The organism is Cobetia sp. MM1IDA2H-1, from assembly GCF_002916775.2.
Lineage (GTDB): Bacteria > Pseudomonadota > Gammaproteobacteria > Pseudomonadales > Halomonadaceae > Cobetia > Cobetia marina.
In genome coordinates this window covers 2,474,641-2,496,819 of the sequence record NZ_CM133225.1, presented here as the reverse complement: position 1 = coordinate 2,496,819, position 22,179 = coordinate 2,474,641, and the positions used below count along the sequence as shown (strand labels likewise).

General features: G+C 49.2%; 18 protein-coding genes. All 18 read left to right on the top strand.

Annotated features, from left to right (window positions below; genetic code table 11):
- Positions 1 to 28: 28 nt before the first annotated feature.
- The 18 genes from BOH68_RS10605 to BOH68_RS10520 all read left to right on the top strand — a co-directional run bounded on the left by BOH68_RS10605 (position 29) and on the right by BOH68_RS10520 (position 22,179).
- The gene (locus BOH68_RS10605; protein ID WP_077373692.1) at positions 29 to 3,442 is read left to right on the top strand and encodes a glycosyltransferase; all 3,414 of its coding nucleotides are present in this window, start codon (positions 29 to 31) and stop codon (positions 3,440 to 3,442) included.
- Between the two features lie 3 nt (positions 3,443 to 3,445).
- Positions 3,446 to 4,294, top strand: coding sequence for a sulfotransferase domain-containing protein (locus BOH68_RS10600; RefSeq protein WP_077373689.1), 849 nt, complete (start codon positions 3,446 to 3,448; stop codon positions 4,292 to 4,294).
- Positions 4,291 to 5,145 carry a glycosyltransferase family 2 protein gene (locus BOH68_RS10595; RefSeq protein ID WP_170877372.1) on the top strand — a complete coding sequence of 285 codons (855 nt, stop codon included), beginning with the start codon at positions 4,291 to 4,293 and terminating at the stop codon, positions 5,143 to 5,145. Before BOH68_RS10600 ends, BOH68_RS10595 begins: the two co-directional genes overlap by 4 nt.
- The gene (locus BOH68_RS10590) at positions 5,145 to 5,819 is read left to right on the top strand and encodes a sulfotransferase family 2 domain-containing protein (RefSeq protein ID WP_077373683.1); all 675 of its coding nucleotides are present in this window, start codon (positions 5,145 to 5,147) and stop codon (positions 5,817 to 5,819) included. Before BOH68_RS10595 ends, BOH68_RS10590 begins: the two co-directional genes overlap by 1 nt.
- Complete coding sequence (gene rfbB, locus BOH68_RS10585) at positions 5,816 to 6,889, top strand: dTDP-glucose 4,6-dehydratase (RefSeq protein WP_077373680.1); 1,074 nt, start codon at positions 5,816 to 5,818, stop codon at positions 6,887 to 6,889. Before BOH68_RS10590 ends, rfbB begins: the two co-directional genes overlap by 4 nt.
- The gene (gene rfbD / locus BOH68_RS10580; RefSeq protein WP_258038193.1) at positions 6,889 to 7,782 is read left to right on the top strand and encodes a dTDP-4-dehydrorhamnose reductase; all 894 of its coding nucleotides are present in this window, start codon (positions 6,889 to 6,891) and stop codon (positions 7,780 to 7,782) included. The genes rfbB and rfbD overlap by 1 nt, the downstream gene beginning before the upstream one ends.
- Before the next feature lie 148 nt (positions 7,783 to 7,930).
- Positions 7,931 to 8,809, top strand: coding sequence for a glucose-1-phosphate thymidylyltransferase RfbA (gene rfbA, locus BOH68_RS10575; protein ID WP_077373674.1), 879 nt, complete (start codon positions 7,931 to 7,933; stop codon positions 8,807 to 8,809).
- A 5-nt stretch (positions 8,810 to 8,814) separates the two neighbouring features.
- Positions 8,815 to 9,846, top strand: a complete 1,032-nt coding sequence (locus BOH68_RS10570) for a hypothetical protein (protein ID WP_139345435.1) — start codon at positions 8,815 to 8,817, stop codon at positions 9,844 to 9,846.
- Positions 9,836 to 10,384, top strand: coding sequence for a dTDP-4-dehydrorhamnose 3,5-epimerase (gene rfbC, locus BOH68_RS10565; RefSeq protein WP_077373671.1), 549 nt, complete (start codon positions 9,836 to 9,838; stop codon positions 10,382 to 10,384). The genes BOH68_RS10570 and rfbC overlap by 11 nt, the downstream gene beginning before the upstream one ends.
- A gap of 103 nt (positions 10,385 to 10,487) precedes the next feature.
- A complete protein-coding gene (locus tag BOH68_RS10560) occupies positions 10,488 to 11,531 on the top strand; it encodes a hypothetical protein (RefSeq protein WP_077373668.1) in 1,044 nt (347 codons plus the stop codon).
- Positions 11,532 to 11,543: 12 nt separating this feature from the next.
- The gene (locus BOH68_RS10555; protein ID WP_077373665.1) at positions 11,544 to 13,469 is read left to right on the top strand and encodes a rhamnan synthesis F family protein; all 1,926 of its coding nucleotides are present in this window, start codon (positions 11,544 to 11,546) and stop codon (positions 13,467 to 13,469) included.
- Positions 13,469 to 14,401, top strand: a complete 933-nt coding sequence (locus BOH68_RS10550; protein ID WP_139345434.1) for a hypothetical protein — start codon at positions 13,469 to 13,471, stop codon at positions 14,399 to 14,401. Before BOH68_RS10555 ends, BOH68_RS10550 begins: the two co-directional genes overlap by 1 nt.
- Positions 14,398 to 15,381, top strand: a complete 984-nt coding sequence (locus BOH68_RS10545; protein WP_139345433.1) for a hypothetical protein — start codon at positions 14,398 to 14,400, stop codon at positions 15,379 to 15,381. The genes BOH68_RS10550 and BOH68_RS10545 overlap by 4 nt, the downstream gene beginning before the upstream one ends.
- 1 nt (position 15,382) lies before the next feature.
- Entirely contained in the window at positions 15,383 to 16,195 is an 813-nt protein-coding gene (locus BOH68_RS10540) for a polysaccharide pyruvyl transferase family protein (RefSeq protein WP_077373657.1), read from the top strand.
- Between the two features lie 58 nt (positions 16,196 to 16,253).
- Positions 16,254 to 17,270: a glycosyltransferase family 61 protein gene (locus tag BOH68_RS10535; RefSeq protein WP_139345432.1), complete on the top strand. Its 1,017-nt coding sequence runs from the start codon at positions 16,254 to 16,256 to the stop codon at positions 17,268 to 17,270.
- A 13-nt stretch (positions 17,271 to 17,283) separates the two neighbouring features.
- Complete coding sequence (locus BOH68_RS10530; protein ID WP_139345431.1) at positions 17,284 to 18,285, top strand: glycosyltransferase family 2 protein; 1,002 nt, start codon at positions 17,284 to 17,286, stop codon at positions 18,283 to 18,285.
- Between the two features lie 9 nt (positions 18,286 to 18,294).
- Entirely contained in the window at positions 18,295 to 19,695 is a 1,401-nt protein-coding gene (locus tag BOH68_RS10525) for a hypothetical protein (RefSeq protein WP_139345430.1), read from the top strand.
- A gap of 27 nt (positions 19,696 to 19,722) precedes the next feature.
- Positions 19,723 to 22,179: a glycosyltransferase family 2 protein gene (locus BOH68_RS10520; protein ID WP_139345429.1), complete on the top strand. Its 2,457-nt coding sequence runs from the start codon at positions 19,723 to 19,725 to the stop codon at positions 22,177 to 22,179.

The following is a 22,179-nucleotide window of genomic DNA, read 5'->3' as shown; positions in this document are numbered from 1 at the left end:
TTAAGTCGATTAAGTAAGGAAGCGGAAAATGTCAGACAAGGGAACTACAGCTAATAAAGATCAAGTTGTCACAGACCATGCGCTAGATTTGCAGTATTATAAGTCGCGTTACCATGATTTGAAATTGATGTCAGATGCACAGATCATCAATCATTGGCACAACTATGGCAAACCTGAAGGCAGGGTATGCTCGGGGGAGCATGCCAAGAGTTTGATGTTGAAAGCCGATGATACCAAAGCCAAGGAAAATTCTGTCAACGCAGTAACTGATAGTTCGGAAAAGAAAAGTGCGACTGACTTCAAGACGGTCAAACAGACGCAGGATACGCCGTCGATGATGCCTTTCGATGACGCTTTTTATACTGCTCTTTATCCTGACCTGGAGAAGACCCAATTCCATAAAGCAAAGAAACTCTACAAGCATTATGAAATGTTTGGAGAGCCAGAGGGGAGAATCGCCACCCTCTCGCAATGGCTGAAAGGGCACGGCTATCCAGAAGTTATTGTCTCACATGACTTTGATTATGCAACAATCTGTAAATTAAACTCGTCGCTGGGCATTGACGTAACCCTCAAGGATGTATTGGGTACATTCTCCGCGGAAATCAATGTGCCTGTTTCGTTTTACGAAGATAATCAGAAAAATGCAGAGTTTTATCTGCGCATAGCAAGATATTATCTAGAGATTGGCGATAAGATAAAAGCGAAAAAGCTACTGGAGAGTTCTAATTCGTTCTTCAGTCTCTCTGCAAGTTTGGAGTTGTTGGGCAATCTTTATCTTGATCAAGGTCATAATAGGATTGCATTGGGATATTACAATTCTGCAAAAGCGTTGAGCAATCCGCCCAAATGGCTCTATTTCAATAGAGCTACCTGTCTTGTCAGGCTTCAACAATATGAGAAAGCACTGACCAGTCTTGCAGAAGGGTTGGAAGCTTATGGAGACTTCACTTTCCAACATGAAAAGCTCGATGAGTTTTCAGAAGAAGCCTGGAATAACGTATTCCCTGCGCTATTGAGCTACGTTGGACAGGGCAATCGAGAGGAGCTTGTCAGGGCATTTGATGTCTTCAGTGATGTTGTTTACGACGCCTATTTGCGCGCCTGCGGGACAAGCGAGAATCCTGTCATCTTGCCGAGCCTCAACCTCGATAGAATCCTGATCGTTGGCGACTACCATGTCGCGCAGTGCGAGCGCTATCGCATCAATCAGAAAGTCGAACAGCTGGAAGCCGTCGGCAAGGAAGTGACCGCAATCAACTGGCTCGAGATCGACCAGCATGCTGAAGCCTTGGCCACGCATGACGTTGTCATTTTCTACCGTGTGCCGGCTATGCCAAAGATTCTGAAGGCCATGGCCCAGACCAATGCCGTAGGCAAGCTCAGTATCTACGAAATAGACGACCTGATCTTTGACCCCGTCTATCCCCCGCCGCTTGCCAGCTATGGTGGTTATGTCTCACTGGAGACGTACCAGGAACTTACGCGTGGTATGGCCCTGTTTCACGCGGCTGCGCGTCATTGTCGTTTGGGCTTGGCATCGACAGAACCCTTGAAAGAGCGACTTGCTAAACTGGTATTTGGCAAGGAATGTCTGCTGCATCGCAATGGACTGGATAGCCTTAATGAGTTCAGCCAGCCACTGGATTCTCCCAAGAAGACACTCGACATCTTCTATGGAAGCGGGACACAAGCGCACAATCAGGACTTCATCGATCTTGCATTACCGGCGATTGTAAAGCTTCTCGATCAATATCCACACCTGCGCCTTGTCGTCGTAGGCTACCTGAAGCTACCCAAGTTCTTCACTGAGCGTTTCGCTAATCAACTCTCCTTGATCCCTCCCTTGAAAAGTGTTCAGGGCTATTGGTCCCTGTTGCGTCGCGCTGATATTAATCTGGCGGTCCTGCATGACGATGTTATGAATGAGTGCAAGTCCGAACTGAAATGGTTTGAGGCGGCATGTCATGGCGTCCCCTCAGTGGTCAGCAGTACGCAGAACTATCGCGACGTGATTCGCGATGGGGAAGATGCCTTCCTGGCGGTGACTGCAGATGATTGGGAATCTGCGATTACTCGCTTGGTTGAAGACAAGTCGCTACGTCATGCAATGGGCAAGGCGGCTCAACAACGCACTCGCGATGAGTATTCACTCGAAGTGCTGGGTAGCCAACTCGTCTCTAGCCTGGAAGATCACGCTAATCGCTTGATGGAGAGTGCCAGTCACGTCGACGGAGGGGACGGGAAAACTGTCCTGGTTCGCAAGAAACGCAAGATTGCCCTTGTCAATGTCTTCTTCCCGCCGCAATCCATCGGTGGCGCTACCCGTGTGGTAGACGACAACTTCAAGGCACTGCGCAAGCACTATGATGATGACTTCGAACTAGTTGTGTTTACCGCGGATAGTGAATGTCGTACTCCTCATCAATTGAGCATGTATCGGCATAATGGAGTTCGTGTCTATCGTACGACGACTCTTTGGCGTGAGAACATGGATTGGCATGCCAAGGATGAACGCATGCACCAGATGTTCACCGAATTCTTGGAGTGTGAACAGCCTGACATGGTTCACTTCCACTGTGTACAGCGCCTGACAGGCTCTGTCGTAGAAGCTGCGCGTGACGCCAAGGTACCTTATATCGTGACGGCACATGATGCGTGGTGGATCTCTGATTTCCAATTCCTGGTAGATCATGAGGGCACGGTATATCCAGAAGGACATCCGGACCCCTTCGCGACCATCGATCTACCGCCGAGTATCACGCAAGAAGCCTCTGTAGAGCGCAAGCTATATCTGAAGGGGTTGCTGGGTAGTGCGTATAAAGTCCTCACGGTGTCCAATGCGTTTGCCGATATCTACCGCAAGAATGATATCGCTGACATCGAAGTAATACCCAACGGCATCTCCGATGACTTGCCTTGGGCCCCAAAGGATACGGCCTATACCAAGCGTGTCGTAGGCGGCCATGTGGGAGGGATGGCAGAGCACAAGGGATATTTCCTTCTAAAACAAGCCGTCATGGAAACACAGCCACAGAATATGGAATTTCTGGTGGTAGACCACTCCAAGGAAGAAGGCTATGAATCACGCCAATTCTGGGGAAATGTACCAGTCAGATTCATCGGGCGTACCAGTCAAGACAAGGTTGTCGATATCTATCGACAAATTGATGTCCTGTTTGCTCCTTCTACTTGGCCAGAAAGCTTTGGCTTGGTGACTCGAGAAGCTGCCGCTTGTGGCTGTTGGATTGTAACCTCCAGTCTAGGAGGGATTGGTGAAGATGTAACCTCTGGTACCGGTACTGTAATTAGTCCAACCGTTGAGGAAATATCAAGTCAACTTGAAATATTGGAGAGAAAAAAGAGTCAAAAACTCTTTCCTGAGGAAATTAAAACTTCTATTTTTCAGATTAAAGAACTCGTAGGATTATATGAGGCGTAGGTTATGATCGACAATTTGCTTTTATGTGTGGGTGCTCAGAAGGCTGGTACTACTTGGCTAAATGCACAATTAAATGATCACCCCGATATTTCTTTCTCTGATGTAAAAGAAGTTCACTATTTTAATACTATTCATAATGGCAGTATTCTTCTAGCTCGTCGCAAGGTCGAGCATATAAAGCGTGTCATCAATAACAACCCTCATGCTGTTGAAAAATATTTTAGTGATATATCTTCAGGAAGTATACCAGATAAGGGAATGCATAGGCTTTTTTCTCCTGTTGATGACGAGTGGTATATCAGCTTGTTTAAAGGCTGTCAAAAGCATTATTGTGCTGACTTTACCCCAGAGTATGCTTTGATTGGCCGTGAAGGTTATAAAAATGTCAAAGCAGTTTCAAAAAAACAAAAAATAATATATATGATGCGTGACCCTGTCGATAGAGCTCTCTCTGCCGTCCGATATTTTTATAAAATGAATGGACAAGACATTCATACTAAAACTACATCGGAGTTATCCGAGATGGTTAAATCAAATCTTATGGTCAGCATGTCAGATTACGAGATTACGATCAGTGATCTAAAGCAATGCTTTGAAGAAGAAGATGTCCAGTATTTGTTTTATGAAGATGTCATGAAAGACAAGCAGTCTGCGATAGATCAAGTATGTGGGTTTTTAGATATTAAAAAAGTTAAGCTGGACTTAGAAAGAATAAATAAGAGAGTGAATGCAACTGATGAATTTGAGTTTCCAGAAGAGGTTATAATAACAGCGCAGCGTGAACTATCTCATGTGTATAAATTCATGAATAAGAATTTCTCTCATATTCCTGATGAATGGAGAAAGATATGAGTAAAGTGGTGCTGACAAGTTGCAGGAACGAGTCACCGTATATTTTAGAGTGGGTTTCCTGGAATATATCTTTAGGTTTTGATAAAGTGGTAATATTTACGAATAACAATACTGATGATTCATTAGAAATACTTGAGAAGCTTCAGAAAGCAGGATATGTTGAATTTTTTGTATTAGAGCCTCCTGTAGATAAAAGCCCACAAATGTACGCTTTTAATAAAGCTACCCAATGGTTGCATGAGGTAAAACCAGATTGGTGCTGTTGTCTAGATATGGACGAATTTCTTTTCTTTAAAGAAGATAATAGTGTAAGTGATTATTTGAATAGGTTTCCTGAGGCCGATGCGATTGCAATCAATTGGAAAATTTTCGGTAGCTCTAATATAGAGTATAAAGGTGAAGGGTTAACTATCGAGCGCTTTCTGTTATGCGCTAATGATGATGATATAGCGCATCATCAGTTCAAGTCTTTATTTAAGTATAGAGATGATTTGGTTCGATTCCATCATCGCGCTTTATATAAAAATAATTCTGAAGATGACTTGAATTATATTTTCTCGGATGGTCAGGTAATGCCTTTCGCCGCTAGACAGCCCGGTTTCCGAAAAAAAGATGCATATGTAGACTATACGCTAGCTCAAATCAATCATTATACTATCAGGTCTTTGGAAGAGCTAAGATATAAAATGCAACGTGGTAATGGTCTAGACCATAATCTTCAAGAGAATCATAGAGTAGATAGCTATAGGAAAAAGATGGATAAAGGGTCTGTTTATGAAAACGACATATTAAGAAGGTTGCCTTGTTATTTAGAAGCATTACACCGTATCAAGGGTGAGGCAAACTTGTAATGATCATATCTGACCGAATGAAATTTGTCTTTTTTCATAACCCCAAATGTGGCGGGACTTCTTTTCGTAGGCATTTGAAAGACTGGGATGATAGATTCAATTCCTACTGGTTATTTGGTGATCATTATGGGGTTAAAGTTGACAAGGCACATATGCCACTGTACATATTTCAATGCTATCATCCTGTTGATTACAATAAAGCCTTGAGTTATACCAGTTTCATGTTTTGTAGGAACCCCTACACGAGATTTATCTCCGCCTTTAACGAGATACACAAGAGTTTTTATAAAGAATATTCGGAAAGCAAGGTTTCATTGGAGGAGTATAGTGCTAAGGTAAATGATTTTGCTTCTAACATGGATGCTGTATGTGTGTTGGGTAGGAAGATTCACTACCGCCATTTCACTAAACAAGTTTTATATGCCAATAATCAAGGAAAGAATATTGTCGATGTTGTGATAAAGCTGGAAGATATGCAACCTGGTCTTGAAAAAATAAAAATTCTTAATGAAGATCTCTATAAATTGGTTTCCTCTGACGTAAAAATGCAGAATACAAAGCCAATGCCTAGCGCGGGTAAATATTTAGATATTTTAAACTCTGAGACTTTGCGTATAATTAATAGTCTTTACGAAGACGACTTTAAATTTTTTGAATATGAGATGGTGAAATGAATTTTTTAATAACTGGTGGTGCCGGCTTTATTGGCTCGGCGGTCGTCCGTGAACTGGTCCATTCTACTCAACATACTGTTATCAACCTCGATGCGTTGACCTATGCAGGTAACCTCGAATCCTTGACTGATATTGCGGATTCTGAGCGTTATCACTTCGTGCAGGCCGATATCTGCGATGGCGAGAAGATGAAGGCGGTCTTCGCGGAATTCCAGCCGGATATCGTGATGCATCTGGCCGCCGAGAGCCATGTGGATCGCTCCATTGATGGTCCGGCAGATTTCATCGAGACCAATATCGTTGGTACCTACCAGCTGCTGGAAGCAGCGCGTCAGTACTGGAAGGGCTTGAAGGAAACTGATGCCGAGAAGGCTGCTGGCTTCCGTTTCCATCATATCTCGACTGACGAGGTATATGGCGATCTGGAAGGACCGGAAGATCTCTTCACCGAGACAACGGCTTATGCCCCCAGCTCTCCGTACTCTGCCAGCAAGGCAAGCTCGGACCACCTCGTGCGTGCCTGGCAGCGTACCTATGGCCTGCCGACGATAGTGACCAACTGTTCCAACAATTATGGCCCGTACCACTTCCCCGAGAAGCTTATCCCACTGATGATCCTGAATGCATTGGCTGGCAAGGCGCTACCGGTGTACGGCGATGGCAAGCAGGTGCGTGATTGGCTGTACGTGGAAGACCATGCGCGTGCACTGATCAAGGTTGCGACCGACGGGGAAATCGCCGAGACCTATAATATCGGTGGCCATAACGAGAAGCAGAACATCGAAGTGGTCAAGACACTGTGTGCGCTGCTCGAAGAGCTGGTGCCGCAGAAGCCGGCTGGCATTGCTAAGTATGAAGATTTGATCAACTACGTGACGGATCGTCCCGGTCATGATGTGCGTTATGCCATCGATGCCGCCAAGATCGAGCGTGAACTGGGTTGGGTGCCGCAGGAAACCTTCGAGACCGGACTGCGCAAGACCGTCGAGTGGTATCTAGCCAACGAAAGTTGGTGGAAGCGTGTGCAGGATGGCAGCTATCGTGGTGAACGTTTGGGCACCGGGAGCTGATGATGTCTTCTAATAGCTTCGGTCGTATTCTGATTTTGGGCGGCAATGGCCAGGTTGGCTTTGAGCTGCAACGCAGCTTTGCGCCTTTCGGTGAGGTGCGAGCGCCGAGTCGCAGTGAAGTCGATGTCAGCGATCTCGACGCTGTTGCAGCATTCATCGCGGCGTATCAGCCACAGGTGATTCTCAATGCGGCTGCCTGGACGGCCGTCGACAAGGCTGAAGCAGAGCGTGACGGCGCCATGCGCCTCAATGCTGAGCTGCCTGCCTTGCTGGCTGGAAAGGCCAGTACCTTGAACGCTACCTTGGTGCATTACTCGTCGGATTATGTCTATCCGGGAGATGGTGAGCAGTTCTGGAGCGAAGATAGCCCGACAGCGCCGCTGTCTGTCTATGGGGAAAGCAAGCTGGCTGGCGACGAAGCAGTGCTGACGAGTGACTGTCGCCACTTGGTGTTCCGCACCAGTTGGGTGTATGCCGCACGCGGCAACAACTTCATGAAGACAATGCTCAAGCTGGGTCGTGACCGCGATATGCTGAATATCGTCAATGATCAGATTGGCGCGCCGACTCCGGCACGTCTTATTGCACAGTTGACCTGTGAAGCGCTGCGTCAGAATATCGAAGGTGGCCTGTATCATCTGGCGCCACAGGGTACTACCAGCTGGCATGGTTTTGCCCAGTCCATCTTCCGCCTGGCGATAGAGCAGGGTGAAGTGCTGGCTATTGATCCCGAGACACTGGGCGGAATCCCGACCGCAGATTACCCAACCCCAGCTGCGCGCCCGTTGAATTCGCGCTTATCATTGGCCAAGCTGGAAAACGCTCTCGGACTCACGATGCCTGATTGGCAGTCTCAGCTGTCACTGACATTGCAAGAACATCTCGATCGTTGAGCTTGACTCGTGCATTATAAGCTTTTGCTTCTGATGTCAAAGATTGACTCAATTAACGTCGTGATTACTCGATTGTAATTATTGAGCAGACTGGGCGACTCTATTTTACCGTGTAACACTAAACGTCGATACGACAAGGACATTCTATATGGCACGTAAGGGTATTATCCTAGCCGGTGGTTCCGGTACACGCCTGCACCCGATCACACTTGGTGTGTCCAAGCAGCTTCTGCCGATCTACGACAAGCCGATGATCTTCTATCCGATTTCCGTGCTGATGCTGGCCGGAATCCGTGAGGTTCTGATCATCTCCACGCCGGAAGATCTGCCGCAATACGAAAAGCTGTTAGGCAATGGCGATCAATATGGCCTGCGTCTCGAGTATGCTGTACAGCCAAGCCCGGACGGCTTGGCGCAGGCCTTCATCATCGGTGAACAGTTCATCGGTGATGACTCGGTCTGTCTGGTGCTGGGGGATAACATCTTCCATGGCCAGCACTTCTCCGAGCAGCTCAAGCGTGCTGCTGATCAATCAAGCGGCGCGACGGTCTTCGGTTATCTCGTGCAGGACCCGGAGCGTTTTGGTGTGGTGGAATTCGATGAAGACGGCAAGGCCATTTCAATCGAAGAAAAGCCAGTGAACCCGAAATCTCCCTATGCAGTGACGGGTCTGTATTTCTACGATAACGATGTGGTCGAGATCGCCAAGGCTGTCAAGCCGTCCGAGCGCGGCGAGCTGGAAATCACCAGTATCAACAATGCCTATCTGGAGCGCGGCGATCTACGTGTTGAGCGTTTTGGTCGCGGTTTCGCATGGTTGGATACCGGCACCCACGACAGTCTGTTGGAGGCCGGTCAGTACGTGCAGACTATCGAACATCGTCAGGGTTTGAAGGTGGCTTGCCTAGAAGAAATAGCTTGGGTAAATGGCTGGATTACAGACGATCAGCTTAGCTACATTGCCAATAGTTTAAAGAAAACTGGTTATGGTCAATATTTATTGACATTATTGAGAAGAGGGTTATAAGTTTCGTGAAAAAATCCTCTTCGATTAATGATTTTCTAATTAACCAGGAAATAGGTGACTCAAGTTTCTCAGTGGGAGGTGTATGCGGAAGATTAACTGTTTATTCTTATGAGAAACCATTGGTGATTACGTTTTCGAATGCAGGTGAAACCGTATCAAAAAATCAATGGTTACTTAATAAAGATAACATTTGGGGATATGGTTATATTAAAGGCATGAAGTTGAACGTATTGTCTTTTTCATGCCTTGGCAAGGCTAACTGGTACCGTGATGCAACTTTTCACGACTTCCTAGTTGATCTATCTGATTGTTTAAAATACTTCCCTGCTAGACTAGGCTATGGTGGAAGTATGGGTGGATATGCCGTTTCTGCTTTTTCAAATTGCTTAGGTATTGAAAGACTTCTACTGCTTAATCCAGTTAGTACTTTAAATAAAGAACTAGTTCCGTTTGAAAAAAGATTTTTAGATGCACAGAATTTAGAATGGGATTCTCGATTCAAGGATGGGGCAGAGACTAACAGTACAGGGTTTGTTATCTATGACCCTATATTTGATCTAGACGCTAAACATGCTAAAAGGTACACAGCGCTAGATCATTACTGTTTGCCTGGTGTTGGGCACCAGATGCCTATACACTTAAAAAAACTAAATATGCTTAAGTTATGTTTCGAAGCCTTCTATAAAAATGAGAGTTTCGATACTTTCTTTTACAATAAGGCTAGAGACAGAAGAGGCTATGATAGATATTTTAAGTGGATGTTGAGTGGAGCTAATAAGCACTTAACCACTAAGAGAAGACAGGTTATAAAAAAGCATTATCGTATGTACTTGGCGAAGAAAGATTCGAGTCTAATTATTTCGAGAAGAGATGTCGCTCTATTACGTGATCAGGCAATATTTTTATATGATTCCGGTCTCTATCGGAGTTCTCTCGACTTACTTAATGTACTGATAAGAATTAATCCTAATGGTAAAGAGATCAATAAATATCGATCTCTTGCACTGGCAAGAATGGAAGAAAAAAATGAACTATGAATCACTCGCTATCCCAGATGTCGTACTGTTGACTCCGAAAAAATTCGGTGACGAGCGCGGTTTCTTCATGGAAACCTTCCGTCAGAGCGAATTTGTTGAGCATTGTGGTAACTACACCTTTGTGCAGGACAACCACAGCAAATCGCGTCAGGGTATCCTGCGTGGTCTGCACTATCAGCTGAATCAGCCGCAGGGTAAGCTGGTGCGTGTCACCCAAGGTGAAGTCTTTGATGTCGCCGTCGACATGCGCAAGAGCAGCCCGACGTTCGGTAAATGGGTGGGGGCGCACCTGAGCGAAGACAATCAGCAGATGCTGTGGGTACCGCCGGGATTCGCACATGGCTTTTATGTCATCAGCGAGTCAGCGGAATTCCAGTACAAGTGCACGGATTATTATGCACCGGGCGATGAGTATTCGCTGAAATGGAATGATGCCACGGTAGGTATTGAATGGCCTCTGGTCAGCGGAGAGTCGCCCCAGCTTTCTGGCAAGGATGAAGAAGGCAGGTCTTTTGAAGAGGCGTCTGTTTTCGCCTGACAGGAAGTCATATCACTGCTGTATTGAAATATGATCATATCGTCATATGTCTGAGCATCGTCAAGAGTATATCGAGATCGTAAATTAAGGGATTGGTGACAAGATGAAGAATACTCGTCAGGCTCTCAGAGAGTTTGGTGCCAGTTTTATGGGACCAGCCTTTCTTGTGTACGCCAAGGAAGTAGAAGCGAAAGGAGCAGGGCGAGTACCAGTATGTCTGGCCCGAGAGGGCTGGTGCTTCGAGCGGCTGTTGTCCCATCTGAGTACTAAGGGACATATTGAGCTGGAATATGCTCCTCGATATTTGAAGGTCTCACGCACCCTGTTGTTCCGCGCGAACCTCGGTCATGATTTCCTTTGGCCGTTAGCGCTTGCCAACGATTTTGAAGGGTCAATGCTAGATCTCATGCGCAAGCGATTCGGGTTGCAGATGCATGAAGCTTTCAGCGCTTTGCCTGTTGAGCTGTTGCAGATGCAGATCAAGCTCCCTGAGCAGCAAACAGATGCCATCATGTGGCTGGAGCCCCATGTGCCAAGGCTGAAAGCCCTGGTCGCACCTACCTTGGAGGGTGTGATGGCGTATCTGGCGGCACTGGGTTTGAAAACAGGCCCGCAGCCCATGATGCTTGACTTGGGATACTCAGGAACCATTCAGAAATTGTTGACTCGCATGTTGGAGCGTGACACTCACGGACTCTATTACGTCACGACCAAGCAAAGTGGGAACCAGCATGGTACAGCTGTGGCGACTCTGGAAGGTGTGTTCCGCGAGAACGCTTCATGGGGAGACGGCTTCCAGATGCTGGACCGCTCCTTGCTCTTTGAATCATTGATGACAGCACCGCATGGCCAGGTGGTCGATGTACGTGAAGACAGCGATGGTGGCTTCGAGTTCTGCTATGGGCGCCAGGCAGCGACACAGCGACATTTTCAGGATTTACAGCAAGTCTTTGATGGCGCCATTGAGCAGGTTGCGACTTGGATGGCAGATGGGGTTACTTTTACCGCCGAAGAAGTCGAGCAGATGTATGAGAGTTTTACCACACGACAGGGAGCCATACCGCAGTGTGCCTGGCACCTGTTCTTTGTCGATGATGACTTCTCGGGTAACGGGATTCTTAATCCACTTGCTCTATTCAACATTTGATCGAGAGGCATCATGAAAACGTTCAACATCTTCAACAAGCGCAGACAAGAGGCCTTACCCGTCGTGGACCAGACCCAATTACAACAAGCGGAGGCGCTTGGTCTCTTCGATGCGGGTTGGTATCAGCAGCAATACGGCCAGAAGTTCGCGAGCTCGGCAGATGCCTTTCAGGACTATCTCCACAAATCCCGCTTTGCACCGGTGCATCCGTCACCAGCCTTCGATGGTGAGAGCTACCATCGCATGTACATGGATGTATTCTATGACCAGCAAAGCCCACTCTTTCATTATCTGAAGAACGGCAAGCAGGAAGGACGCCAGCATGTCCCACTGACGCCTCGCTGGGTGCCAAATTCCCGTATGGCGCTGGATACCGCTCTGACAGAAGCTGCCAGTCAGTTGAAGATGGCCATCTGCCTGCACATCTTTTATGAAGATTTCATTGATCGCTTTGCAGAGGCGCTCAATGACATGCCTATCAAGGTTGATGTTCTGTTGACCCTGGCAGCTGGGGTCGATGAAACTCGCGCTCGCAAGACTTTTGCGCGTCATGCCTGCGTTTCTCGTGTCGAAACACGGCGGGTTCCCAACCGTGGACGTAACTTTGGCCCGCTGCTGGTCGAATACGCAGATCAACTCGAAGACTATGATCTCTTCTGTCATCTGCACTCCAAGAAATCGCTATATTCAGGGCGTGAGCAGACCCAGTGGGCGGACTATCTCACCGAGTTTCTTCTGCGCGACAAGTCTGTGGTCAAACGTGCACTGAACGCTTTCGCTGCAGACTATACCTTGGGGCTCTACTACCCCACGACATTCTGGATGATGCCGAGCTGGGTCAACCATCAGACCATGAACAAGGGCTTCATGCGTGAATGGCAGGAATCCCTTGAGATAGAGCACGTAAATGATTTCTTGAGCTACCCAGCCGGTGGTATGTTCTGGGCACGACCGATGGCACTGAAGGGCATTGCGGATCGAGTCTGGAATTACGAGGACTTCCCGGAGGAGCCACTTCCCAATGACGGCTCGCAGCTGCATGCATTGGAGCGCGTATTGGGTGCACAGGCTGAGAATCTTGGCTATCGGCAATTCTTCTATCACCCTTCTGGTGGTGATTTTACGGCTGACCAGAGCTATATCACTGCTAGTTACCATGGCTCCATTGAGCAACATTTACCAGCGATCCAGTCGCACCAGATCATCAGCTTCGATGTGTTCGATACCTTGGTCCGCCGTGAATTTACCGTGCCGGATTACGCTAAGCTCAAATTGGGCAAGTGGCTGGTAGAGCAAGGCGTCGTGACATCTGCGCATGACTTCGTGGCATTGCGTAACAAGGCGGAGTTCACGTTACGCAAGCGTGCCGACTTCCAGGGCGACATTCGTATCGATGCCATCTACGATGAACTAGCGGATGTTCTGAAGGTCACAAAGGACGTTGCACAAGGGTGGATGCAGCGTGAGTTCGAGCTGGACCTCGCGATGATTCAGCCCAAGGATGAGATGGTGGAGCTGTTCAATCATCTCGGGTCATCCGGCCACGTCCTGTGGGTCATCTCTGATACCTACTACACACGTGATCAGGTTGGCTTGATGTTGCGCAAGGCGGGGGTAGCGGCGGCCTATCGCCTGATGGTGTCCAGCGAGGAAGGCAAGCGCAAGGACAGCGGCACCATGTGGGCCATGGTGAAGGAAGACCTTGCCAATGAGCATGGCCGTAGTCATCTGCATATCGGTGACAATGTCGTTGCCGATGCTCAGCGTCCGGGGGATATGGGGCTCGTGTGTTTCCATATCCTGCATCCAATGGACAAGTGGCGTGCATTGGGCATGCCCGATGTCCTCAATGGCAAAGATGCATTGGATGAAGCCCAGATTCTCAAATGGGGCGCTCTGGTGAGCCAGATCGGCCGTAATCCGTTTATTGGTGAATGATGAAAAAAGATACCTTATACCTTCACGTTGGTTGGTCGAAGACGGGCACATCGGCAGTCCAGTCCCAGATTCAGGCTCAGCATGCTGACTTTCTGAGCAAGGGGATTCTGTACCCTCAGTCCTTGCAGTGGCCTGACCACTCTCATCACCCCTTTGCATTGTCTTTCCAGGGTAGTGGTGCGTATCAGAGTGACATGTCGCCAGCGGATGCCTTGGAGAAGCTGCGGCTGGAAATGGAGGCAAGCCCCGCGCCCAGCGTGCTGCTGTCTTCTGAACTGTCGCCGATGTATTTCAACAATCCACGCTTTCGTCATTTTGTCGCAGAGCATTTTGAGACAGTCAAAGTGTTGTTCACCGTGCGTCCGCAGTCTGAACTACTGCTGTCGCTGTATAATCAGTTGGTGAAAGACCCTAATATCCGTTATGACGCCTCACTCTTTACCTTGGCGATGCGCAATATTGGATGGTTGAACTATTTGAACCATATTCGTCAGTGGGAAAAACATGTCGGTGAAGAAAATCTGGCAGTGCTTTCTTATAGCCGTAGGGTCGTACAGGACTTTCTTCAGGCATTCGATATCGAGTATCGCCATGAGGCCAGCCAGCCTGACGAGACGGCCATCATCAATCCTTCGTTACCCACACGCTGCTTGCGGCTCGTGCAACACCTCGGCAGAGGTGAGCTAAGCAACGGGGAATTTGCGCGTAGGCGCGACAAGATTATCGACTTGTCAAAAGCAATTGATGCGGATAACGATCACCATACGCTGTTTTCGGTGGCTGAACAGCAAGCGTTTGATGCCAATTTCAAGCAAGGCAACCAGAAATTGATTGAATGGTTTGAATTGCCATCAGAAGGGCTGATCAAGACAGATTACACGCCAGTCAAAATCTTGCCTGAAGATAGTCTTTCATTGGATGATCTGGCATGAAACTGCTATTGCACCCGGGCCACTCCAAGTGCGGTTCTACCACGATTCAGAAGGCGATCATCAAGAATCGTGAATTGTTGGAATCTCATGGATACATCATTCCCGATCCCCAGCTGCGCACCAATGGTGACGATGACTTTAATCCTCATGGTGAGACACCACGAGTCTTTTTCCGTCATGTGATGGAGCAGAAGGATCTCGGCCCTTTGAAGGAGAAGCTGGCTCGCCTCAAGGAGAAACATGGTAACAGCGACAGTACGGTCCTGATCAGTGCCGAGAATCTCGTCAATCAGCTCGGGGGGCCCTCGGGTCTTAATATCCACCGCCTGCTGCGTGATGCCTTCGATAGCCATGAGGTCATCTACTACATCCGTCGACAGGACCAGTTCATCATGTCTGCCTGGCAGCAGTGGGGCTACAAGAAGGGGCTGTCGCTGCAGGCATTTGTCGAGCAGGCATTGAAGGTCAAAAATCCGAATTACCGCGTCATCGCCAGTGCCTTCAGCAACCTTTATGGCAAGGCAAATGTTACGGTTGTCCCTCTTTTGCGGGGAAGTCTGATTGAGGGAGATCTCGTCAGTGACTTTTTTGCCCGTCTCGGCATCCGCGAAGGGGTGCAGAAGCCTGCGGATTCCATCGATAACAAAAGCCTTAACCCGTATCTGTGTCAGGCCTTGTCTCGTGTCAATCATATCTTCCGGGATATCCATGATGAGAGCATCAAGCACCAGCTTGAAGCTCATGCATCGGGCCACCCGGGTTTGTACCTTCGTGACGATGATTACCTTTCGTCCGAGTCCCGGGCACGGATCCTCGAAGAGTACGCGAAGGATAATCAGTTCATCTCCGAGAACTTCGTCGGCGATAATGGCTGGTGCCACTATCAGAAGACGCCGTCTTCACCGTCATCTGCTTCCCTGTCGGAAGCACTCGATGTTATGACATTAACGTTTTCAAAAATTTTGGGTAAGGATTGCTGACATGCTGAACGTGACGTGGTGGAGAAGCCCGGAAGGGATGAACAATCTGGGTGATGAGATCACCTCGATCCTGCTGGACAACCACTTCCAGGTGGAGCATTCCAAGACCAACATCTTCAATGCTGATCTAATCAGTACCGGAAGCATCCTTAACTGGGTCTACAACCGTGATGACTGGAAGCCGGGGCGCCGCCGACTGGCTGTCGTTGGCTCTGGCCTGATGAAGCCTGTCGCCAACATCGAAAGAAAGAACAAGGTAAATGAATTCCTGGATATCCACTCTGTACGTGGCTATCTCACTAAGTCACTTCTCGGGGCCAAGGGCAATGATGTCACTATCGGTGATCCTGGACTTCTGGCGTCTCTACTCGTCACGACCAGCCCCACCAAGAAGGTCAAGTTCGGATTGATTCCCCATCACTCCAAGGTAGATGATCAGGCGTTCATCGCCAAATTTTCGCAACTGGGTGATGTACAGGTGATCGACTTCAGAACCAATGATCACGATGCCATTTTCAGGCAGATGTCGGAGTGCGAGATCATCCTCAGCCAGAGCCTGCATGGGTTGATCTTCTCTGATTCCCTTGGCATTCCCAATATCTGGATAGATGCCGGCACCCTGCATGGTGGCGGGGAGTTCAAGTTCTACGATTACTTCTCTTCCATCGGCCGTGATTTCTCCCGCAAGTTGAGCGTGGCTGAGGCGCCGCTGCAAGCTTCGATGATTCAGGACACTCAGGTGCATGAGCTGAGTCAGCTGACCTTGCGGGATATCCAATCGGATATCATTGCTGCCTTCAATAAGGTGATGTGATACCTGTCTCCCTTTTGCATGGTGAGGCGCCTTCCGTGATCATGGAGTACTAGTTACCTTGTTGAAGAAAACCTTGCGGACTGGCACGAGAGTGCCGGTCAATCATACTTTTAAGCACGATCACGCGCTCTTTTCCTTGACGCCAGAAGAGCATGACCCCCCCGTACATGTGTATCGCGGGAGTCATGTCAGCGCCTGCCTGGAAAACCAGAAGGCGTTTCATGACGAGGGTAGCTTCGTCGATGGCATTTCCACTGCTCCTGGCAGGAAGAAGCTCTCCGCAAGAATGACGGGAGAGCTTGAGCGCATTGACGGACGTGTTCTGGATCTCGTGACCCCGGGCTCCAACCTCTATAGTCACTGGTTGTTGGACCTCCTTCCCAAGATCAAGATTCTGACGGAGGCGGGATATGATGTCGCCAATGATTTCGACAGAATCATCGTCAATTTCTATGGCAGTGCCTTCAAGCGTGAAAGCTTTCGTCTGCTAGGGATCGATGAGAGCAAGGTCTGGGATTACAGGACACATCCCAAGTATTTCATCGCGGACGAGCTGGTGACAGTAACGGCCCCCCGAACACGCCTGTATACCCCCACCTGGGTCGCTGATTTCGTCAATGATCTCTTCAGTCAGGGGGATGCGCAGGGCATGCCATCCAAGGTGTACATCTCGCGTTCCAAGGGGAATACGCGGCGGATATTGAATGAAGCGGCCTTCATCGAGAAAATCTCGGCACTGGGGTACAAGACGTATTACTGTGAAGACCATTCCGTTGCCACAACGGCTGCCGTGATGCGCAATGCGTCCCATGTCATCGCTCCCCACGGTGCGGGGCTGGCCAATATCATCTTTTCCCGCCCTGGCACTCAGGTGCTTGAGTTGTATTGTGCACATCTTTCCCCTGAATTCTACAAGATGTCTCTCTCAAGAAACCTGGAGTACCGCCCGATCCAGATTGCCGGTGCCAAGGGAAGCATGATCGACGTCGCCAATATGGATTACGCGAATGAGCGAGAGTATTATCATTCGATGAACATGATGATCGATACGTCTTTAATTACATCCTTTTTATAGTGTGAATCATAAGATGAAAAGAAAATTTAAAATCTGTGCTATAGCTAAGGATGAAGGTGCATATCTTTCCGAATGGGTTTTTCATCACCACTATTTTGGATTTGATAGTATAACGGTGTATGTTAACAGAACAACAGATAATTCTAATCAAATATTAGAGAAGTTAAAGTTAATTGTGCCTGGTCTTGATTATGAAGTCGTAGATTGGATTGATTTTTGTAATGACTCTGTAAAAAGTAATATTCAGAACATAGCTTACGCTTATGATATAAATAAGTCTAAAAGCATGGATGTTGATTATTGGCTACCTATCGATATTGATGAGTTTTGGACTCCAAGCGATTTTTCTACGAAAATTAATGATTTCGTTAACTCTATATCTATAGATGAAAAGTGTATAGCATTTCCTTGGTATTGTGAGCTTGGCTCTGAAATCCCGTTTTCTCAATTCTCGCCAGATTCTAAGTTTTATTGTGGAAGACACGTAAAAACCCTTGTTCCTAAACCATGGGAAAATATAAGAAAAGTAAGGGTTCATAAACCAATACTTCGTAAAGGTAGAGTTTATAACCCATTTGGTGATATTTCTATTTTTGATAAAGGTAATCCTCAGAAATTACGAAATACGCCGTCTAAAGATCAACAAGCGTATATTGTCCATAGAATGTATAGGTCTGAAGTAGAGTATCTTTCTATGCTTTATAAGCCCCAGGTTTCAGGTAAGACTGATATTAAAACAAACCGGCAGGGCTATCGTTCTGTGCATTCCAATATGGGCACGAGATTTGATTGGCCAATAGAAGCATATAATAAGTATATGTCGGAAAAAAGAGAGTTTATGCAGAACTTGAATGCAGAAGAGTTAATATCTTATTCTCAAGATAGAGTTTTGTCTAACGCTTATTTGGTTGAAAAGAAATTTGATATGCTCTTGGCTAGTGATGAGAATTCACGTTCTGTTGTCAATAAAGCAGCTCGCGGCACTAGATATGACAGTAAGTACTTACGTCGCTAAAGGTGCTGTATGATTAAAAAATTGCTATTTGATGTTAAAGGCGTTGAGAGTGAAACGTTTACAATAAATATTCACATTGGCTCACCAAAGGCGGGATCTTCCGCGTTGCAGAATTTCATGCTGAGTTCGCGTAAGGTTCTTGAAAAGCATGGCTTTTATTACCCGGAGCATGGCATCGACAAGAATGGTGTATCAGGTGGACATGTGCAATTGGGCGGTGCCCTGCGTGAGGGTGACCTTGAAGGTGCCCGCGGGGTGCTGGACAAGTGGCTGGCTCATGCACGCAAGAAGGGCTTGAAGCTGGTGCTTTCCTCTGAGTCTTTCTTCAATCAGGCTCAGGCGCTCCATACCTTGTTGCATGAGCATGCCCAGCTGGCTCCGGAGGACGTTCGTGTCGTTGCCTTCGTGCGTGCGCCGATCGATTACCTGATGGGCAACCACAATCAGGGCATCAAACGTCATGGTGAGACATGGCGTCTTTCCAATCATCTGGCTCCCGTGTTGCGCAGTGGAAAGCCCAGTCTTGCAGGGGGGCCACTGATCCAGTGGGCAGATGCCTTTGGTGACGACAATTGTCGATTTCTGACGTACCGCAAACCCGAGGCAGATCATCCACAGATCGAAGCGGTATTTCTTGAGGCACTGGGCATGCAAGGTACAGAGATTGCGAGACTGTTGCCTGAGCGCAAGATCACCAATCGCAGCTATGCCCGTTCTGCGCTCGAACTCAAGCGCATACTGAATACGGTGCTGGGAGAATTGCCTCCCGAGATTGGCAGAGAGGTCGATTGGGCCTTGCAGGGATATTCTGACTTGCATCCTGAGGAAGGCTCCCTCGGGAGTCAGGATATCCCTGAGGCGCTGTACCAAGAGATCAACGCCATGTTTCTGGCGGCGATGAAGCCTGTCTTGCGTCGCTTCGAAACGCTGGACCATGATGTTCTTTTCCCTCCTCAGGCCTGCAAGAGCGCTCATTCGGCCGAGGAGAGAAATCCCTACCGGCCCCTGGCCTATCTTGAGGCCCAGTGCCCGCAAGAGCTGGAAGTCATCAAGTGCGAGGCATTGACGCAATATCGTAATGGTCGCCAGGGATATGCCTTCCTCAAGCTGCTGGATCTGCTGGGGCTAGACTTCATGGAACCCGCTGCACAAACAGGTCTGAGCGCGCGTGCTCGCGGTATCATCGCTAGCAGCAAGATGAAGGAAGCTGACCGACTCAGAGAGCTGGGCGCCTATTTTGAGCAGCAGGGGCTGCTGGATGATGCCCTGTTGCTGCTGGAAAAAGCGCTGGAATCGCGTCCCGGAGGCGGAAGCATCAAGAAGCTTCGGCGACGTATTGCTGATAAGAAATCGGTGTTGGAGCAGGTCAATGCCTCGGGCAGTGCGCTTGAAGGCAGCTCCCTTAAGTAGCATCTGCTCCTATGCCTCATGCCATGATTGACACTTCGCCCGGTATACCCGGGTGGGGTTTTGCCTTATCGTCATCTGACAGAAAATCTGCCTGTCACCTTTTCCTTGTCAGGGAAGAAAGCTTTGCCGATACCATCATTTCTGGAGGGGTCACAGCTACAATCCTCTACTGCAAAAGCCCCGACCTTTCTTTCACTTCCCCTACACATTCGTGTTCCTCGTTACCTGCGTATTGATCGAGATCTTGAGCCTCTGGAAGATGGGGAATGGCGTTCACTCTCCAGCACGTCAGCTTTTCTCTGGGAAGGCCCGAAACCGATACCCGGCTGGAACATGGTCGAGATTGACATGGAGCGCTCCATCACGGGCGCCGCTGCTGTCATCTCTTTCCAGACTGACACGCGGATTCACACGATGGAGCTGCCGCTGCGCGCAGGAAAGATCACCCGGCGCATGCTGCGTGTCCCACGTGGAGTCCGTCGTATTACCCTGTGCCCTATCAACGGACGAGGGACTTTCCGGCTCAAGCATTTCAGACTGGTATGGCTGACACCCTCCTTTGCCAGAGGTCGCCTGATCCAGCGACTGGTCACGGCCCACCGACATTTCCGCGGCCTCCCTAGGCAGCAGGTCATCCAGGCCATCAAGCATGAAGTGAAGCAGACGGGGGAGCGTTGGTCAGTCGTGGCGCTTCGCCATTACGACAGTACCTTCATCAGCCTCTGCTCCAAGCACAATTACCAACAGTGGATCGACATGGTCGAATCACTGGGGCAAGGCCTCGTGAATGCGAAGGTGGCCGATCGTATCGCGCCGGAGATTACCTCCGACATGGTGTTCAGCCTTTGGATGATCGTCAATGAAGATACCGGCCGGGAAGCCTTCGGCGATAGCCTGACAAGCCTGATCGCGCAGACTCACCCACGTTGGCAGCTGGTGGTGTCTGCCTCGGACAGGGCCTTGAAGAAGCACGATTGGTTGGCTGCTTGCTGCGCGAGTGATGAGCGAACCACGTTGCTGGTAGAGCCCGAGCGGGCCACTGGACGCTTCACGGATCCGCTGGCGGCTATCAGCAGTGCGGCAGTAGGTGACTGGGTCGGGTTGATGACGGCGGGCGCCACTTTGTCTGCTGATGCGCTGACGTGCTTTGCGCGGCTGATGAAGGAAAAACCGCAGGCGGGTTTCCTGTATTGCGATGAAGACCGCATCGATAGCGACGGACATCGTCACTCGCCGAACTTCAAGCCTGGCTGGAACCCGGATCTGCTGCTTTCCACACCGTATCTCGGGCATCTGGGGCTGTGGTCCCGTGAACAGTGGCAAGCCTGTCGGGGCTCTCTCGAGGCTGAGAATGTCCTGACGGCTACGGCCACTGATCTCATCCACCTGTTGGCGCTGGAGATGATCGCTTCGACCCGCATGAGTCACCAGTCGCTGGTATGGCGAGTGCCTCAGGTCCTCGTTCATGTGCCCGAGCGGCATCTTCTTTCGGCAATGACTGGCCTGGAAGATACCGGGGCACGTCATCTGGCACGTATCGGCGACTATCTCACCCGTCATGCTGTCACGGCAGTGGCTGAGCCTGGCAAGGTGCTGATGGAGGCCAACGACGGAACCGGAGAAAATGTGCGCGTGCGATGGCGATTGCCGGAATCACAGCCACTGGTCTCCTTGCTGGTGCCCACTCGGGATGGCGTCGAGATACTCAAGCCCTGTGTCGATGCCATCCTCGCGCAGACTGAATACCGGCATTTCGAGTTGTTGATTCTTGACAATCAGAGCTGTTGCCCGAGGACCCTTGAGTACATGCGTGACGTCGCCAGACGCGATGAGCGTGTGCGCGTGCTGCATTGGGATGCGCCGTTCAACTATTCGGCGATCAACAATTTCGGCGCCCGCGAGGCGCGTGGCGATATCATCGGCCTGGTCAACAATGATATCGAGCCGATGAATGGCGAATGGCTGACGGAAATGGTGTCGCAGGTATGCCGCCCGGACATCGGGTGTGTCGGTGCCAAGCTCTACTATCCCAATGGTACGATCCAGCATGCTGGGGTGATTCTGGGACTTGGCAGCATCGCCGGTCATGCGCATCGCTTCTTCCATCGCGAGGAGGATGGTTTCCAGGGACGGCTGAAGTCGACCCAGAATCTGTCTGCGGTCACTGCTGCCTGCCTGCTGTTGCGTCGCTCGGTCTTCGAAGAGGTCAATGGCCTCAACGAGCAGCATCTGGCGGTTGCCTACAATGATGTGGATCTATGTCTCAAGGTGCGGGAGGCAGGCTACCGCAATCTCTGGACGCCCTACGCCGAGCTGTATCATCACGAATCCATTTCGAGGGGGGCTGATGATACGCCGAAGAAGCGAGCGCGCTGGCTCTCTGAATGTGAGTACATGCGCACCACCTGGGCAGAGCAGCTGGATAATGATCCGGCTTACAACCCCAATCTGACTCTCGTCCACGAAGACTTTTCGTTACGCTGA